Here is a 17,596-nt window from a genome sequence, read left to right as displayed (position 1 = left end):
TGCTTAAACCCAATGGTTAAACAGTAACACAGGGCTTATTACCGATATATTTGTTCAGCAATTTTTTACTCCGTTTGCTACATCGGCAGGCGCTATCTCTGCTTTCGATACTGCGCCGGACTGACGCCAAACTGCTCCCGAAACATATAGATAAAGGGCGAAGGTGAGCTATAACCAAGCTCCAGGGCGATTGCAGTGATACTCTGACCGGTATTAAGCAATTCTATCGCCTGCATCAGGCGTAGCTGCAAGCGCCACTGTTTCAGGGACATGCCGGTTTCCCGGCGAAAACGGCGATCCAGTGTTCGTAATGAAACCGCCAGCCCGGCGGCCAGTTGTTCCGATGTTTCACTACTGTCAGACTGCTCATAGAGCCGGTTACACAGGCTAATCAGATCTTCGCTGACCGGCCAGGGCAGATATCGGTCATTCCGTTCAAGACGCTCCAGGGTCCGCAACAGCAGCTGAACCAGATTATTTTCATAGCCTTGTATCGGATATTCCACCTCAAACCCTGCTGCGGTAAGTATCAGTTCACGGAACAGCGGTGTCACCTGCAACACAACAGCCGTTTCTGACGTCAGGCCCTGATAACCCGCGTCAAGATAGAGACTTTTCAACTCAGCGCCATACTCGGTGTAAACACGGTGCTGGCAGCCACGGGGGAGCCAGATCGCCTGCTCCGGGGGAATAAAATAGCGCTCGCCAATCAGGTCCACCACCAGCACCCCGGATACCGCATAGAGCAGTTGGTGCCAGTCATGCCTGTGCGGCGGAAAAAAGTGTCCGGCAGGCATCGTCTCCTGACGCACGTACAGCTCCCGGGGCAGGGATTGCATGGTTAAAAGACTCAGTTCGTGTGAAACATCCAACATTATCTTCCAGCTGTCCTATTTTATACATATTTTGTCATTTTATAGAAAGATAACAGAAACGGTATTCGCTAACCTGTTTTCTACTCACTTTACGACCTGACCACCTGAGAACTACCGATGTCCGATATCAGTAAATTTCGCATGTTACTCACCTGTGTTTTAGGTGTAGTTGCCACTATAGGCATCGCCCGTTTTGCCTATACCCCGATGATTCCGGAGATGGCCCGGGGGGTCGGTCTGAGCGAATCGGTGGCGGGCTATCTGGCGGCGGCCAACTATGCCGGTTATCTCAGCGGGGCTCTGCTGATCTCATTTATCCACAGCCTGGCACTGAAAGCCCGGCTGTATAAAATCGGCCTGCTCAGCGCAGTGCTGACCAGCATGGCGATGGCCCTGACAACGTCCGAACCGGTCTGGTATCTGCTGCGCTATCTGTCAGGTCTTAGCAGCTCAGCCGGGATGTTGCTGGGAGGCGGCTTACTGATGCACTGGTTGATGAAGCGCAATCACAAAGCAGAACTGGGTATCTTCTTTTCCGGGCTGGGTATCGGCATCGTGATCACGGCTATTCTCGCGGTTATCATTAAAGATATATTCACCTGGGAGCAACAGTGGCTGATCTATGGCGCCGTCACCCTGTTACTGATTCTGCCTGTCTGGCTGTGGTTACCGGACTTCAGTGCTGAGCAATCACTGCCTAAACACCATACCCGGCAGATCCCGATGCCCTCCTCTTTTATGCCGGTTCTGCAACTGGCCTATTTCTGTGCCGGTGCCGGTTATGTGATCTCAGCCACGTTTCTCATCACCATTGCTGAAAGTATTGATGCCCTGGCAGGACAGGGCTGGATGATCTGGCTGGTTGCCGGGTTAAGTTGCGCCCCGGCCAGCGCATTATGGGATAAAGTGATCAATATTACTGGCCAGTGGCAGGCCCTGTTTGCCGCTTACCTGCTCAATGCCCTGAGCATTCTCATTCTGTTACTCAGCCATCAACTGATTGCAGTGATCATCAGCGCCCTGATCTATGGCGCCAGTTTTATCGGCATCGTCGGTATGATGCTATCGATGGTCGGACGTCTGTTCCCGGATAATCCATCCAGGCCGATGAGCCGACTCACCTTCAGTTACGGTATTGCCCAGGTCATCGCCCCGGCGATTGTCGGTTTGATGGCCGAGTATTATGGCAATTTCAATAACGGCCTGATACTGACACTGATCATCATGCTCATCGGCTGCACCGCCCTGTTACTCGCGCAGCGAATAGAGCAGCGGGCGGAGCAATCAGCAGCGTTGCGTAACACTGTTTAGTTAAACCAACGTCGTTAGTTGTACTCGATGACTCATTTAAGTGACCGAATAATTTGACGCCAGCCGGTTTTATTCCCATGTTTAATCAAGTGGATGATAATCAAGGAGTCTGTTATGGCCACCGATGTCGAGATCGCGCTGCAGTTCACCCCCCGCCCCATCAGCGAGATCGCTGAGAAACTGGGGATTGAAGATCATTATCTGAACCATTATGGCCGGGATATCGCCAAGGTCGACCTGCGGGCACTCAGCCACAACGACCGCCAGCCCGGCAAACTGATTCTGGTGTCTGCCACCACCCCAACGCCCTCTGGAGAGGGTAAAACCACCACGACCATAGGCCTTGGACAAGCATTCTCACAGCTGAATGAATCGGTATGTCTGGCCCTGCGGGAACCCTCTCTGGGGCCTTGTCTGGGGATGAAAGGCGGTGCCACCGGTGGCGGTTATAGCCAGATCATGCCCGCCGACCGGATCAATCTGCACTTTACCGGTGATTTTCACGCCATCACCAGTGCCAACAACCTGGTTTCAGCCGCCATCGATAACCATATCTATCATGGCAATAAACTGAGTATCGATCCCCGGCAGATTGTCTGGCGGCGGGTGATGGATATGAACGACCGTAGCCTGCGTAAAATCGTTCTCGGTCTCGGGGGTAAGCTGCAGGGCATTCCCCGCGAAGGCGGCTTTGATATAACCGCTGCTTCCGAGGTGATGGCGATGCTCTGTCTGGCCGAAGATGCCGAAGACCTGCAACAGCGCCTGGATCGCACCCTGATCGGCTTTACCTACGATGGCGAACCGGTGTATGCCAGACAACTTGAGATCACCGGGGCGATGATGGCATTGCTGCGGGATGCTCTGCAACCGAATCTGGTACAAAGTTTTGAAGGCACCCCGGCCTTTGTGCACGGCGGCCCCTTTGCCAACATTGCCCACGGCTGCAACAGTGTTATCGCCACCCGGATGGCGATGCAATATGCCGACTGGGCGATTACAGAGGCGGGATTTGGTTTCGATCTGGGGGCGGAAAAGTTCTTCGACATTAAGTGCAGAATCGCCAATTTAGATCCGGATGCTGTGGTACTGGTGACAACGGTACGGGCGCTGAAGATGCATGGCGGTAAACAGAAAAACGCGCTGGAAAGCGAAGATCTCAGCGCCGTGAAGCTGGGCCTCGGTAATCTGGATAAGCATATTGAAAGTGTCGTGCTGTTTAACAAGCAACCGGTGGTGGCGCTCAACCGTTTTGCCACCGACACCGATGCCGAAGTCGCGATTATTCGTGATCGTTGTAACGAACTCGGGGTGGCATTCGCTGAAACCACCCATCATACCGATGGCGGCAAGGGCGCACTTGAGCTGGCCCAGGCGGTTATGGGGTCCGTGACACAGAACCAGCCGTTTAAACCCCTCTACGATCTGGATCTGACCGTGCTGGAGAAGGTGCGGGCGGTGTGTAAGCAGATGTATGGTGCCGATGATGTCGCCTTTACTAAAGAGGCAGCAAAAGATCTGCAACTGGTGGAACAGCTGCGCCTGACACACCTCCCCGTGTGTATCGCCAAAGCGCCCAGCTCGCTGTCAGATGACCCGCTGTTACATGGCCGGCCCAGAGACTTTGAAGTCACCGTGCGGGCGATTCAGATTAACTCCGGTGCCGGGTTTCTGGTGATTCTGACCGGTGACATTCTGCGCATGCCGGGGCTACCGAAACAACCGGCCGCCAATAAGATGCGCTTACTTAAAAGTGGCGTGATTGAGGGACTGGAATAACGCAGCACACCGGACTAATCATTTCAGCAACACACGCTGAAATACAGTAATATGCCTGCTTTACTATAACCAGGTAACAACAGAGCCTGTTTCCGTCTCGCCTATTCCGGATTCTTCAGATGATACGTGTTTCTAATATTAAACTGCCGCTTGATCATAACGAGCAGGCGCTCACCGATGCCATTTTAACGACACTTGGCATCACCGCTGAGCAGTTAACAGCGGTTGAGATACGCCGGCGCGGCTATGATGCCCGCAAAAAGAACACTATCTTCCTGATCTACACCCTCGATGTCGACACCACCGATAACGATGCGCTACTGGAAAAACATGCGGGTAATCAGTCGATTCGTCCGACCCCGGATATGGCGTACAAGTTTGTTGCTCAGGCTCCGGCCGATCTGCAGGAACGCCCGCTGGTAATCGGCTTTGGCCCCTGCGGTATCCTCGCCGGTCTGGTACTGGCGCAGATGGGGTATAAGCCGCTGATCATCGAACGGGGTAAAGAGGTGCGTCAGCGCACTAAAGATACCTTTGGCTTCTGGCGGCAGAAAAAGCTCAACACCGAATCCAATGTTCAGTTTGGTGAGGGCGGCGCCGGGACCTTCTCCGACGGTAAGCTCTCCACGCAGATCAAAGACCCTAACCATTACGGCCGTAAAGTGCTGACCGAGTTTGTCGAAGCCGGTGCGCCGGAAGAGATCATGTATGTCAGCAAGCCCCATATCGGCACCTTCCGACTGGTGTCGATGGTGGAAAAGATGCGCGCTAAGATTATCGAACTGGGTGGCGAGATCCGTTTCAGCGCCCGGGTTGACGACCTGCTGATCGAAGCCGGCCAGGTCACCGGTATTACTCTGGCCAGCGGCGAAACGATCCGCTCAAAACATATCGCCCTGGCGATCGGTCACAGCGCCCGGGATACCTTCCAGATGCTCTATGACAAAGGGGTTTATATGGAAGCTAAACCGTTCTCGGTGGGCTTTCGGATTGAACACGAACAATCCCTGATCGATAACGCCCGTTTTGGTAAAAATGCCGGTCATCCGATTCTCGGCGCCGCTGATTATAAGCTGGTGCACCACTGTAAAAGTGGCCGCTCCGTATATAGTTTCTGTATGTGTCCGGGAGGTACCGTGGTGGCCGCCTCTTCCGAAGAGGGCCGGGTAGTGACCAACGGCATGAGCCAGTACTCCCGTCAGGAGCGCAACGCCAACAGCGCCATCGTCGTCGGTATTGATCCCTCAGACTATCCCGGCCACCCGTTAGCCGGGGTGGATTTTCAGCGCCAGCTGGAGAGCAACGCCTACCTGATGGGGGGTGAAAACTACGATGCGCCGGCACAGAAAGTCGGCGATTTCCTGAAAGGCTCAGCCTCAGAGGAACTTGGCAGTGTGCACCCTTCATTCAAGCCGGGTATTAAGTTAACCGACCTGTCCAAAGCCCTGCCGGACTTCTGTATCGAAGCGATTCGTGAAGCGATCCCCGAGTTTAATAAGAAGATCAAAGGCTTTGCTAAGGATGATGCGCTACTGACCGGTGTCGAAACCCGCACCTCCTCGCCGGTTTCAATCAAGCGCGGCTATGATATGCAGAGCATCAACACCCGCGGACTCTATCCTGCAGGGGAAGGCGCCGGTTACGCTGGCGGGATTATGTCCGCGGCGATCGATGGTATCAAAATAGCGGAAGCGATCGCCATGAGCATCAATGAGCAACACAGCTAAGTCATAGGCCAACAATGAATCAGAGCCGGGGCTTAACCCGGCCGCCGTCCCTCAGCTCTGCTGGCGGATAGAGCACCACCTGATCGCCCGCTGCCAGCCCCCCAGACAGTTCAGCACTGATGCCATTGTTATGCCCAACCTCAATGGTCTGCAGCAGCGCTTTACCGGATTCAACCCGATACACCGCCCATTGACTGCCACTGCGAATCAACGCACTGGAAGGCACGATCAGTGCATCCGCATCTTCCCAGACGACGATCCGCGCCTCCACTCTGAAACCATGCCCGAGACTGGCCCGCTGGGATTTGTCACTGATAAAACGGATGGTGGTTTTCACCCGCTGCTCTTCGACTCCCAGGGCGGAGTATTTGGTAAAGCCCCAGGGTTCCACTTTCTCGACGCGTCCCTCGAGTGCCTGTGGTCCGCCCCAGTTTTCGATCATTACCCGGTAGCCGGGTTTGACCCTGACGGCATCGCTGGAGAGCAGTTCAACCTCCACCTCCAGCTCCTCATTGATATCGCCGATTTCGAGAATCGCCTGACCTGCTGGCAGCGTGGTTTCGCTCTCCTGCAAGACCCGCAAAATACTACCGGAATGGGGTGCGACGATATTGATTACCCCGGACTGCGCATCGCGGTTATCTCTCTGTCCCGGCACAAAGGTGATCAGTTGTGCGCGGGCACTGGCCAGATCCGCCTGACGCATTGAGATGGAAGCCTTCGCCATATCCAGCTGAGCACTGGCCGAACGCCACATCTGTTTAGCATTATCCAGCGCAGCGTTACTGACCGCGCCCCGCTGCTGCAACTCGGTGATCCGCTTCAGTTCAGTATCGGCCAGCTCAGTATCGGCCAGCGCTTTATTCAGTTCAGCCTGCGCCAGTCGCACAGCGGCTTCGGCAGAGACCACCGCAGCACGGGCCTGCTCCCGACTGCGACTATCCAGCGCCACCGGGTTAGCGGGCAGCATACGGGCAATAACGGTTTTATCCTGGATGACCCGGTCGCCCGGCTCCACCTCGATACGCAGCAACCGACCGGTCACAGGCGTCGAAACCACATAGGCATCACGCACCCGGGTTTTGCCTTCATCGTCAATGGTTTCCAGCATGGCCCCGCGCTGTACTGTGCCGATATCCACCAGCAACGGCCGGGGCATAAACGCCCACACCAATAGCAACAGCACCACCACAACGCTTCCCAGCAACACCCAGTGACCCGACCGCTTTGCCCCCATAAACCCGTTACTCCCTTACTTTTAATGCCGAAACCAGATCGATCCGGTCGATATCCCGCTTCACCAGCCAGCCAGACAGCAGGGCCGCAATGATCACCGCCAGCGCCGCGATGCCATAGCTCTGGGGCACAAAGACCGCAGAAACCCGGTAGAGATCGGTACTGAAGCCCTCGGATATGGCAAACACCAGAAAATAGCCCAGCAGCCCACCAAGCGGCAGCGCCAGCAGGGTAATAATACCCAGCTCCGCCAGCAGAACAAACGCTGCTTCCCTCCGGGTAAAGCCGATCACCCGGAGACTGGCCAGATCCCGTGCCCGTTCGGCAAAGGCGATGCGGGCACTGTTATAGACTATCCCAAAAGTGATCACAGCGGCTATCGCCGCCATCAGATAGCGCACCGCGCCAGCACTACTATCGATCAGCCGCTGAAACGCCTCGCGGGCATCCTGTTTCAGGCTGACCCCGGCAATCCCCGGCAACGCCTTAATGCGACGGTAGATGGCATCCTGCCTGGCGCTGTCGATACGCAGATAAGCACCGGAGACCCGGCGGGGCTCAGCCAGCACCCGGTTGAGGCTATCCAGCGCCATATAGGCGGGTGAACCGATCAGCGTATCCGCCACTCCGGTCACCGGTATCTGCAACTGAGGCTGACGCCCCTCCCGTACATCAATATCGAGAACATCGCCCGTTTTTACTCTGAGGATATCCGCCAGGGCGCTGCCCAGCACCACGCCCCGGGTTCGCATCGGAATCGCCTGCTGGCGGTTATCCAGGGCGCGATTAAGTCGGGCGTTAACCGGCAGCCCGGTGATCGCACCACGATAGCTGTGCTGGCCATTGCTAAACTTCACCGCCACGGTGCGCTGCGCCTCGACTTCGATAACCCCGTCAATACTCTGCAACTCAAACACGACGTTGTCAGATAACGGTTCAATAAAGCTCACCGACAGATCACTGCGGTCGATCAGATTAAAGCTAAGCGCCAGGGTCTGATCAAACGCGCTCATCACATTCAGCATCGCCACCGCCAGAGACATCCCTGCAGCGATACCGATAACGCCGCCTGCGGCCCTCCCGGGTTGACGCAGCAGCCGCCGGGCAACCATCCGGCCGGGCTGATCCAGCCAGCGTTTCATAAAGGCGGCCAGCGCCAGCGAACGGCTGTAATCAGCCGGTGTGGGTGGTTGCATCGCCACCGCAGGGCTGAGCCGAAACACCGACCTGAGCACCAGCATCCCTCCGGCGGCTGCCGCCAGAATACTCACCAGAATACCGATCACAAAGGTCATTGGATCGACCTGAAACAGCAGAAATGGAAATTTGTAATAGTGCTGATACACCTGTGCCAGACTACGCCCCGACATCACCCCCAGAAAACAGCCCAGCAGTGCGCCGCTGACGGCGATCACAATAACAAACTTAAGGTAGTGCAGGGAGATCTCAATATCCCGGTAGCCGAAGGCTTTCAGCAGACCGATCTGGCTGCGCTCTGCGCGGATCATCCGGGAGATAACGATATTGAGAAGAAAGGCCGCCACCGCCAGAAATATCGGTGGCACGGTACGACTGGACACCCTCAGACCGCTGATCTCCTCCTCGATAAAACGGTTAGAGACATGATCCGCCAGGCCATACGCCCCCCGCCCGCCGTAAGGCTGCAGTAGCACATCGACCCGATCGAGAATCGCTGGCAGAGAGCTGTTTTTCGTGGTTCCCAGCAGCAACTGATTAAAGGCCCCCTGCATATCGTAAACCGCTGCCAGGGCTGACTGACTCATCCAGATCACCGCAAAGCGGGCATCATCCGGGACAAATTCACCGGGCGCAGCGGAATAGAGAAACTCAGGGGCCTGTGCCAGACCGACAATACGGAAGGTGCGGCGGGCTCCGTGCATGGTGGCCGACAGCGGGTCTCCGGGGCTCAGGCTATGGGCTTTAGCGAAATCCTGTAGCAGGATAATTTCATCTTTATGGCTGGGGTCCGGACGCCGTCCGGCGGTGAGATAGATATCATTCAGCCGCGCGTCGCCCTGATCCGGCAGCGATACCGCCTGAGCACTCAGCGGTAACCGCTGACCGGGCAGGTTGATCAGTGCACTACCGGTTACCCGGCCCACCGCCACCGAAACGCCCTCAATCTCAGCAACCCGGGATAACAATGATTGCGGCGCCCTCTGTAGCGGCGCAAACACCTGCGCCAGGCGGTGCCGTTCATAATAGGCGGTGCGGGTATCCTCCAGTGAGCGGACCAGGCCGTTCATCATCACCAGCATCAATACCCCCAGCGCAATCACCAGGGCTATCGCGACAGCCTGACCTTTCATCCGCCATAAATCCCGCAGCAGTTTACGATCAAGCGGCGACAGGTCTGCCAATCCAGCCATCAGGCAACCCTCACCAGACCAGGTCCTGCGCCAGCGACTTTTCACTGTTCATCACCACCTCTCTGATCTGGCCATCAGCAAAGTGAATCACCCGGTCCGCCATACCTGCAATCGTCGCCGCATGGGTGATAATCACCACCGTCGCGCCCAGACGCTGGTTTATCTGCTGCAGCACCTCCATCACCTGTCGGCCACTGGTACTGTCCAGCGCACCGGTGGGCTCATCACAGAACAATACCCGGGGTTGTTTCGCCACCGCCCGGGCGATGGCGACCCGCTGCTGTTCGCCGCCGGACAACTGGGCCGGAAAATGATCGGCCCGCTCACTCAGCCCAACCAGCGCCAGCGCCTGTTCCGCGGTCAGCGGGTTATCGGCGATCTCGGTCACCAGCTCAACATTTTCCCGCGCTGTCAGACTGGGCATCAGATTATAAAACTGAAATACAAAGCCGATATGATCCCGGCGATAGAGAGTCAGAGCGCCATCATCCATCTGCCTGAGGTTCTGCCCGAAGAAGTACACCTCGCCGTCGGTCGGCTGATCCAGTCCCCCCAGAATATTCAGGAGTGTTGATTTACCGCTGCCGGAAGCGCCAAGCAACACCACCAGTTCCCCCTGGGGAATCTGCAGATCAACTCCCCTTAAGGCATGCACGGCAACTGAGCCTTCACCGTACACCCTGGTCAGGCCGGTAGTGGCAAATGCGATTTCGCTGTTGTTTCTATCCATCGTTGCAACATCTGCGTTAATAACCATTAACTATAAGAGTACAAAGGGAATAGCGGTTATGCACTGAAAAGCGATGATCTCAGACATTTTTCTGACGGATACAAAAAAGCCGGACCGCTGCGAGCAGGTCCGGCGTTGAAATCCGGTGTGCGCGTCAGACTAACCGGTCTGACGCAGGGGTTTCAGGCTGAGCCTGATCAAAGAAGCCTTCGGTGTGGATATTATCACCCTGCGCTCCGCAGGCGGTTACCGCTGCGATGCAGTTATCCACAAACTCGGGACTGCCGGCGATATAGATCGCATGTTTCGACAGATCGGGATAGAGATCAGCGATGATATCCGGGATACGACCACTCTGAACGCCCTCTTTCACCTCCCGCGTGAGGGTGGGGATGAACTTAAAGCGGCGATGACGGGCATTCCACAACGACATCAGGCCACGGCAGTAGATCTCCGCTTCGGTTCGCGCCGAAAACATCAGATGTACCGGTTGCTTAAAACCACGACGCAGGGCGGCATCGGCCAGACTCAGAATCGGCGCCAGGCCGGTTCCTGCAGCCAGACAGAGCACCGGACCATCGGTTCCCGGATCACCGATAAAGGTGCCGTAAGGCCCTGAAATATTTACCATTGAGCCCGGATGAATATCATCATGAACCCAGTTACTGGTTTTACCCTCAGGCACGCGGGTAATCTGTAAAACGATTTCACCATCCGGTCTGGGGGCATTGGCAATCGAATAGGAGCGCGGCGTCACACTTCGGGCGGTATCGGTCAGGCTGACATACTGACCCGGCCAGAAGCGCAGTGGATCGCCTACCGGACGCAGCCGGATCTCGGCGATCCGATCGGTCCTTTCGATGCGGTCCACCACCACGCAACGCACATTCTCCCGCGGTGGAAAAAGTTTTGGCATCGCATCATCGGTACCCCAGTCAATCTCCAGAGTATCACTGAGCGGTTTACACATGCACATCAGACCGTAGCCCTCGGCTCGTTCCGCCTGTGACAGCGCCATATCCATCACCATTCCCTGATCGAACTCTCCTTCGAGCACCTTAACCTTACACTCGCCACAGGCGCCTGCACGGCAGTTATTCGGCAGGGCGTAGCCGGCATTTTCGAGGGATTCCAATACCGTTTCACCGGGCTTCGCCTCTACCTCTTTACCCGATGGGGATAAACGAATCGACGTCATACTCACCTCCGGATCGGGGATATCCCAATCCTGTAACAGCAACATTAAATGGTCAGTCATGCAGATAACCGCCGCTCAACAGAGCGGCGGTTGGTGAAGACTATAAGCGGAAGAGGAATCAGAAGATCGGAATAATATCCGCAGAATCCAGGTCCGCCTGAGTCACCTCTTCACCGGTAATATCCACTTCAGGAATTGCCGGGAACGGCGTGTCATACTTATCCAGAACCGTTTTCAGGTTAAGCATGGCGGTACGCCAGTTATCCTTCTTCGCCTCGTAAGAGGGCACACCAAAGCCCGCTTCACGGGCGATCGCTTCCGCTTCCCGCTGATTGGCGATAAAGTCCTCCGGCAGATCCCAGAACTCAGCAGGCGGTTCAAACAACACCGCAGACAGGAACAGGTAGCCCGCACGAATCTGTTTGGTGATAACGCTCTTCTCTTCTGCAGACAGTTTTGGATAGTCACGTTCCATCAGTGACAAACAGATCGCCATATGGCGTCCTTCATCACGGCCAATGTTTTTAAACGCTTCCTGGAACACCATCTCTTCACAGCTTTCAGACATCTGTTTAAAGATAGTGGCTGCCGCAATCTCCCCCATCAGGAAGGAGCTGAACAGAACCGCCAGACTGTATTTAGGCACCGCTTTTTTATATCCGCCCCAGTAACGGCCGCCGTTATAGTACAACCAGGCAGCATTGCGCTTCAGACGGCGACCCAGATCGGTTTTTGGTTCATATTCCAGCGGGCTGTTAGCTTCCAGCAACTTCGTAATCGCCATACCACACATCTGCTCGTGATTCTGTTCATCACGGGTAACCGAGAAAAAGCAGCGACGAATGGCATCTTCTTCATGATCTTCATAGGTTTTGATAAACGCTTCAGCAAAAACAGGGGGTGCCGAGGCATCAAATACCGATAGCAGCGTCCACCAATAGGCGATCGCTTCACGCTCCTCCCAGGAGTAGCTGGAGACATCGAAAGTATCCCAGGGCAGATCCTTTGGATTCCACGCTTCGCGCAGCGATGCATCCCAGATCTCCTCAGCCTTTGAGGTCTTGGTTTCCCAGCTCAGTGGATAGATATTTGGCTGGGGAGTTTCGGGTGGAAATTCCATGGTATTGGCAATTTTATCGTGCATAGCAAAAACCTCAGAGATGGTTGTTTTTGTTTTAAGAACGACGCAACAATACCACTTATGATACATAAATAAATACATGATATTTTATTATGTATCTCTTTTTAAAATACACCCAGCCCAACAAAATCATTTAAATAGTTGAAATATATAGATATACAACCACTTAAACCAATAAAAACCCTTCCTAAATAGTGATACTTGAATTATACATTTATTTAATTTTATTGACTCATATCAATACTTTTTAATCCTCCTATCCCCCTCCCGTACAATAGCAAAGCGATCAGATACGCCTAATTAGCCATTGAAATATGGTTTCAAAAATAATATTGGTATGGGGATTAGTAGCGATACGCTTCCCCACTGAACGGTTTTCTGTATCATGGTGAGCGCGTATCACGGCCAGAGAAAGGGAGCTCCACTAAAGCCCGCTACGCTAAAATAATAATATTGCCACCGATCGAAAGCTGGCTCCCTGTTCCGGAAAAGTGCATGTCGAAAAACAGTGTTATCCCACTGCTTATTTATTCAGTCTTCTTTACCTCCGCATACGCGCGTGCTGACCAACAGGGCTTCAGTGACCTGTCCCTGAAAGAGCTGGTGGCGATGGACGTGTTTACCGCAGCGTCGCTTGTGCCTACACAGGTGAATAAAGCCCCAGGCACGGTCTACACCTTCAACCGCGATGATTTTAAGCGCTATGGCGTGAGACGACTGGAGGATCTGTTACAGTTTGTGCCAGGCCTGCAGCTTAATCAGTACCGCAAACGGCATCGCGCCATATGGGCCCGGGGCGTTCTGGACCGCTATAACGACAAAATGATACTGATGGTTGACGGGGTACGGGTGCGCCAGCTCTATTACAACCACTTCAGCCTCGGAGATAACCTGCCGCTGGAATATCTTGAAACTGTTGAAGTCATTCTCGGCCCGGCATCCAGTCTCTACGGCGCCAACGCCTTTGCGGGCATCATATCGGTGACCACCCGCAACTTCAGCGACACCGAACAACTGGAGATGGGCCTTGAAGCGGGCAGCAACCAGCGAGCCAAAGGCACCGCCCTCTACAACAGCGGCAAGCTTCAGTTGTTTGCCAGCCACCTTGATCAGGACGCCCCCTTCCGTTCTGAGCGGAAGAGTTTTATCGGCGGAGAGTCATTACAGCCGCGGGATGAGGACTACAGCAATATCCATATTAAAGCGCAGCCGCTGCCACGACTGACACTGCAACTGGATTACAATCGCAGTGAAACCCCTTTTCTCTTCATCCCTTCCACTCAGGATGCCTATATCGACAGCGATTTTCTCAATCTGTCGGCGCACTATGAGACAGGCTCTATCGAAGAGGGACAGCTGGAAACCACGTTCTATTATCAGAAAGATAATACCCGGGAATATGAGCTGGAGCAGACCACTCAGTCGCCAGGCTATGAGGAATACCAGAACGGCATTATGGCAGGCGCCTCGTTAACCCTGCTAAAACAGTTTCAGCTGCACACTCTGGCAGGCGGTATCAGCTGGAACTATGAGCAAGCGCAACGGAGTGACTATCGCCGTAGTTACCACTTTTCCAGCGGTTTTCTGAGCCCGCCTGAAACCGGAAACCTGCTCTCCGAACCCGGTATAACCAACAATGACTATGTGGCATTTGCTCAGGACATCTGGCAGATTCACCCGGATCTGAGCCTTACCATTGGTGGACGGTTTGACTACTTTGAACAGTTTGGCGGTTACTTTAATCATCGCGAAGCACTGGTATACACACCCGACACTCAGCAAACCTGGAAACTGCAACATGGCACCGCCATTCGCACCCCGGGATTCAGGGAGTATCTGAAAGTGCTTGAGGGCACCAGTTTTCAGCCTCCTCAGGTTGATGCCGAGCGGATAACGATGTCTGAGCTGGGGTATCTTTACCAGTGGGATGAGGCCAGCATGAATATCAATCTGTTCAACAGTCAGATTGATGATTTTATTCAGGAAACGCCTACCCCCGATGATGCTGATGAGTATTTCACCAATAGCAACACGGTCTATCGAATGCGCGGTGCTGAGCTGTTATTAACCCTGCGGCCAATGCGAAAACTGAACACCCGGGTGGGGATCAGTTATCTTGAAACCGAATCCGATGGCGAATCACTGCCCTACCTGGCAGCCTGGACCGGTAGCCTGCAAACCGATTACCAGATCAGTAATGACCATCTGCTGGGAGCCAGCCTGATCTATAGCAGTCGCCGAACCGATACCAACAGCTTTGATGATGGCGCTGATTCATTTGCCACCGTCAACCTGTTTGGCTCAGGAAAACTGACTCAGGCGCTGAATTATTCATTTGGTATCGATAACCTGTTTGATAAGCGGGTGATGGACCCTGCCGCAGACTTCGGCAAGCAGTACAACAATGAGCGCAGTGAGAGGGAGCTCTGGTTGCGGCTAGAATGGAATCATGATCTGTTATGATTAACGCCGTAATCCTGACATTATCCAGCGTCTCTCAGCGTCTGCCGGTGTTACTGTTGCTGCTCGCCTGCCTCTCGCCACTCCACCTCCAGGCGGAGCCCCATGACAGCAAGCTGCGGCAGGTTAAAACCGCTATTCTGTTCAATATCGCCAAATTTGTCCGCTGGCCAGACAATGCTATCGCGAATAACCCGGATCACATGACCATCTGCTATTACCGTGAAAACTCGCTGAGACCAGCCGTGCAAACCATCACAGGGAAAACCGTACAACAGAGAACAGTCAATGATAAACTGATAGACTCATTATCCGAAGCTGACCACTGTGCCATGCTATTTATCCCATTCAGCCAGATCAGGCGCTTCGCTGAAGATCAGGCTCACCATGGCCCCTTGCCGGTTCTGACCGTGGCGGATCTGACAGAAAGCGACTCCAGCGTGACATCAGACTCCCGGGCAGCTATCAACCTGATCCGGCAGGGCACGCGCATAGGGCTGGATATCTACCTTCCCGAAGTTAACCGCAGCGGACTGACCATCAGTTCTGAACTGCTCAAACTGGCCCGGATCAGGAGGTGAAACAGATGTCCATCTTTAAACGCCTCCCGCTACAGCGCAAGCTGATGTCGATGTTACTCCTGATCAGCAGCACCGTACTGACACTGGCCACCGCAGGCTTCGCCCTGCATGACTGGTATGACTCCAGACTTCAGGCGACCGAGAACCTGCGCTCCCAAGCGGATATCATCAGTACCAACTCCATTGCCGCACTTACCTTTGGTGATGCGGAATCAGCCAGAGTCACCCTTGAATCACTGGATAATGTTCAGGATATTGTCCTGGCTGTGCTCTATGACGCAGACAAGAAGCTGTTTGCAAAATACGCCCCCGGAAACTTTCCAGTCCCCACCCTGCCAACGAGCAGCGAAGGGGAGATTGATGGCGCCCTCTATGTTTTACGTCCGGTAATGATGGATCATGACGCCATAGGCTACACCCTGTTGCTCTCCGATCTCGGCAGTCTGACCACCCGTCAGGCAGATCAGATAGGGATCGCCTTTATCGTCTTTCTGCTGTCACTGATCGTGGCACTGTTACTCTCAAGCGTTGCTCAGCTAATCATCACCCGGCCGATCACCGAGCTGGCCATGACGGTCCGCAAAATCACCCGCACCCGCAACTATCAGTTGCGGGTGCGCAATCGCTCTGAAGATGAGATAGGCAGTCTGGCAACCGACTTTAACCTGATGATCGAACAGATCCAGGCGCGCGACAATCAACTGGAACAGGCGCGACAACTACTGGAAGAAAAAGTTAAAGACCGCACCGCTGAGTTACTGTTACTGACCCAACAGCTGGAGCATCAGGCGTTTCACGATAGCCTGACCGGTCTGCCCAACCGGGCAACCTTCGATAACAATCTGAACACCGCCATCCATTATGCACAACGGAGCAACGAACAGCTGGCGGTCATGTTCCTCGACCTCGACCGGTTTAAGGATATCAATGACACCCTGGGACATGAGATGGGTGACCGGCTGTTGGTGGAACTGTCAGCGCGCCTGCAACACTGTCTGAGAAGCAGTGATACGCTGGCACGGCTTGGCGGCGACGAGTTTGCGGTACTGACCAACAACACCTCACAGAACCGAGCGGCTGACATCGCCACCAAACTGATCAGAACTATCCAGACACCGGTTGATATTGATGGCTTCAATCTGCAGGTAACCACCAGTCTCGGGATCAGCATCTACCCTGCCGACGGAGATGATGCAACAACCATTGTCAAACACGCTGATACGGCGATGTATTACTCTAAAGCGGCCGGCAGAAACCAGTTCAGCTTTTTTGCCAAAGAGATGAATATCCGCTCCGAACGCCGCATTCATCTGGCACAGAAACTCAGACAGGCAATCGAAGAGCAACGCTTCGAAGTCTATTATCAGCCTAAATGGTGCATCCGGCGTAACGTCATTGTTGGTCTGGAAGCGCTGATTCGCTGGTTTGATGCCGATGAAGGAGCCATCCCTCCCGATGAATTTATCCCCCTCGCCGAGGATCAGGGGCTGATTGGCCTGGTTGATCAGTGGGTTATTAAAAAAGCCTGTGCGGATATTCTCCAGGTACGTCAGCAGTTTGGTGAACATATCCAGCTCTCAGTCAACTTCTCTCCGGCGCACTTTATTCGCCGGGATCTGTATAAGCGGATCGCTGAAATTCTCACCGAAACCGGTTTTCCAGGGGAGTCCCTGGAGCTGGAGATCACCGAAACTTTTATGGCCACGGAGAATGAACAACTACTTGAACAACTCAATCAGATCCGCAGTCTGGGGGTAGAGATCTCCATTGATGATTTTGGCATCGCCTATTCCTCTCTCAGCCGGCTAAAACGGTTGCCACTGAATACCCTGAAAATAGACCGCTCATTTATCCGTGATATCGGCAGTGATCGCGATGATGAGGTGATCGTGAAAACCATTATCGATATGGCCCACAACCTCAACCTGAAAGTTGTTGCCGAGGGGGTTGAAACCAGGGAGCAGCTGGCTTTTGTGCGACACCATAACTGCGATCAGGTACAGGGGTTCCTGTTTAGCCCGCCAGTACCACTGGAGCAACTGATCTGTTTAATGGAGCAGCAGGAATCTCTCGTTCAGGCCTGATCTCTACGGCACTAAACTATCACAGATACGCCCCCCTCTTTTCAGTCTCCGACCACAAATGTCACGAACCTTGACATAAGCGCA

Annotated in this window: 12 protein-coding genes; 6 read left to right on the top strand and 6 right to left on the bottom strand. The window is 54.2% G+C overall.

What is annotated here, in order from left to right; translation table 11 throughout:
• Window positions 1-92 precede the first annotated feature (92 nt).
• Window positions 93-875 (bottom strand): AraC family transcriptional regulator, encoded by a 783-nt coding sequence (locus tag OCU43_RS00485; RefSeq protein WP_245756497.1) that lies wholly within the window; start codon window positions 873-875, stop codon window positions 93-95.
• Between the two features lie 117 nt (window positions 876-992).
• Between OCU43_RS00485 and OCU43_RS00480 the strand changes: the two genes are divergently transcribed.
• The 3 genes from OCU43_RS00480 to OCU43_RS00470 all read left to right on the top strand — a co-directional run bounded on the left by OCU43_RS00480 (window position 993) and on the right by OCU43_RS00470 (window position 5,692).
• Window positions 993-2,186, top strand: coding sequence for a YbfB/YjiJ family MFS transporter (locus OCU43_RS00480; protein WP_091354417.1), 1,194 nt, complete (start codon window positions 993-995; stop codon window positions 2,184-2,186).
• Window positions 2,187-2,300: 114 nt separating this feature from the next.
• Window positions 2,301-3,965, top strand: coding sequence for a formate--tetrahydrofolate ligase (locus OCU43_RS00475; protein ID WP_091354414.1), 1,665 nt, complete (start codon window positions 2,301-2,303; stop codon window positions 3,963-3,965).
• A gap of 119 nt (window positions 3,966-4,084) precedes the next feature.
• Complete coding sequence (locus tag OCU43_RS00470) at window positions 4,085-5,692, top strand: NAD(P)/FAD-dependent oxidoreductase (RefSeq protein ID WP_091354412.1); 1,608 nt, start codon at window positions 4,085-4,087, stop codon at window positions 5,690-5,692.
• 19 nt (window positions 5,693-5,711) lie between these two features.
• Here OCU43_RS00470 and OCU43_RS00465 read toward each other — a convergent pair whose 3' ends face one another.
• The 5 genes from OCU43_RS00465 to OCU43_RS00445 form a co-directional block, all read right to left on the bottom strand.
• Entirely contained in the window at window positions 5,712-6,929 is a 1,218-nt protein-coding gene (locus OCU43_RS00465; RefSeq protein WP_091354410.1) for an efflux RND transporter periplasmic adaptor subunit, read from the bottom strand.
• A 7-nt stretch (window positions 6,930-6,936) separates the two neighbouring features.
• Complete coding sequence (locus OCU43_RS00460; protein WP_175483437.1) at window positions 6,937-9,318, bottom strand: ABC transporter permease; 2,382 nt, start codon at window positions 9,316-9,318, stop codon at window positions 6,937-6,939.
• Window positions 9,319-9,328: 10 nt separating this feature from the next.
• Complete coding sequence (locus OCU43_RS00455) at window positions 9,329-10,048, bottom strand: ABC transporter ATP-binding protein (RefSeq protein WP_245756496.1); 720 nt, start codon at window positions 10,046-10,048, stop codon at window positions 9,329-9,331.
• A 154-nt stretch (window positions 10,049-10,202) separates the two neighbouring features.
• Window positions 10,203-11,306 carry a 2Fe-2S iron-sulfur cluster-binding protein gene (locus OCU43_RS00450; RefSeq protein ID WP_245756495.1) on the bottom strand — a complete coding sequence of 368 codons (1,104 nt, stop codon included), beginning with the start codon at window positions 11,304-11,306 and terminating at the stop codon, window positions 10,203-10,205.
• A gap of 58 nt (window positions 11,307-11,364) precedes the next feature.
• A complete protein-coding gene (locus OCU43_RS00445; protein WP_091354406.1) occupies window positions 11,365-12,390 on the bottom strand; it encodes a diiron oxygenase in 1,026 nt (341 codons plus the stop codon).
• 492 nt (window positions 12,391-12,882) lie between these two features.
• Here OCU43_RS00445 and OCU43_RS00440 point away from each other — a divergent pair, with 492 nt between their 5' ends.
• Genes OCU43_RS00440 through OCU43_RS00430 form a run of 3 tightly spaced genes read left to right on the top strand, consistent with a single transcriptional unit; the run spans window position 12,883 to window position 17,512 of the window.
• A complete protein-coding gene (locus OCU43_RS00440) occupies window positions 12,883-14,850 on the top strand; it encodes a TonB-dependent receptor plug domain-containing protein (protein WP_091354404.1) in 1,968 nt (655 codons plus the stop codon).
• Window positions 14,847-15,428 carry a YfiR family protein gene (locus OCU43_RS00435; RefSeq protein ID WP_091354401.1) on the top strand — a complete coding sequence of 194 codons (582 nt, stop codon included), beginning with the start codon at window positions 14,847-14,849 and terminating at the stop codon, window positions 15,426-15,428. Before OCU43_RS00440 ends, OCU43_RS00435 begins: the two co-directional genes overlap by 4 nt.
• 5 nt (window positions 15,429-15,433) lie before the next feature.
• Window positions 15,434-17,512 carry a putative bifunctional diguanylate cyclase/phosphodiesterase gene (locus OCU43_RS00430; protein ID WP_091354400.1) on the top strand — a complete coding sequence of 693 codons (2,079 nt, stop codon included), beginning with the start codon at window positions 15,434-15,436 and terminating at the stop codon, window positions 17,510-17,512.
• Window positions 17,513-17,596: the final 84 nt, after the last annotated feature.

The organism is Amphritea atlantica (genome assembly GCF_024347255.1).
In the GTDB taxonomy this organism is placed as follows: domain Bacteria; phylum Pseudomonadota; class Gammaproteobacteria; order Pseudomonadales; family Balneatricaceae; genus Amphritea; species Amphritea atlantica.
This window is presented reverse-complemented; position numbering and strand designations above follow the sequence as displayed.

Coding starts and splice junctions, on each gene's coding strand:
- OCU43_RS00485 (WP_245756497.1), bottom strand. CDS start 875: ATGTTGGATGTTTCACACGAACTGAGTCTTTTAACCATGCAATCCCTG.
- OCU43_RS00480 (WP_091354417.1), top strand. CDS start 993: ATGTCCGATATCAGTAAATTTCGCATGTTACTCACCTGTGTTTTAGGT.
- OCU43_RS00475 (WP_091354414.1), top strand. CDS start 2,301: ATGGCCACCGATGTCGAGATCGCGCTGCAGTTCACCCCCCGCCCCATC.
- OCU43_RS00470 (WP_091354412.1), top strand. CDS start 4,085: ATGATACGTGTTTCTAATATTAAACTGCCGCTTGATCATAACGAGCAG.
- OCU43_RS00465 (WP_091354410.1), bottom strand. CDS start 6,929: ATGGGGGCAAAGCGGTCGGGTCACTGGGTGTTGCTGGGAAGCGTTGTG.
- OCU43_RS00460 (WP_175483437.1), bottom strand. CDS start 9,318: ATGGCTGGATTGGCAGACCTGTCGCCGCTTGATCGTAAACTGCTGCGG.
- OCU43_RS00455 (WP_245756496.1), bottom strand. CDS start 10,048: ATGGATAGAAACAACAGCGAAATCGCATTTGCCACTACCGGCCTGACC.
- OCU43_RS00450 (WP_245756495.1), bottom strand. CDS start 11,306: ATGACTGACCATTTAATGTTGCTGTTACAGGATTGGGATATCCCCGAT.
- OCU43_RS00445 (WP_091354406.1), bottom strand. CDS start 12,390: ATGCACGATAAAATTGCCAATACCATGGAATTTCCACCCGAAACTCCC.
- OCU43_RS00440 (WP_091354404.1), top strand. CDS start 12,883: ATGTCGAAAAACAGTGTTATCCCACTGCTTATTTATTCAGTCTTCTTT.
- OCU43_RS00435 (WP_091354401.1), top strand. CDS start 14,847: ATGATTAACGCCGTAATCCTGACATTATCCAGCGTCTCTCAGCGTCTG.
- OCU43_RS00430 (WP_091354400.1), top strand. CDS start 15,434: ATGTCCATCTTTAAACGCCTCCCGCTACAGCGCAAGCTGATGTCGATG.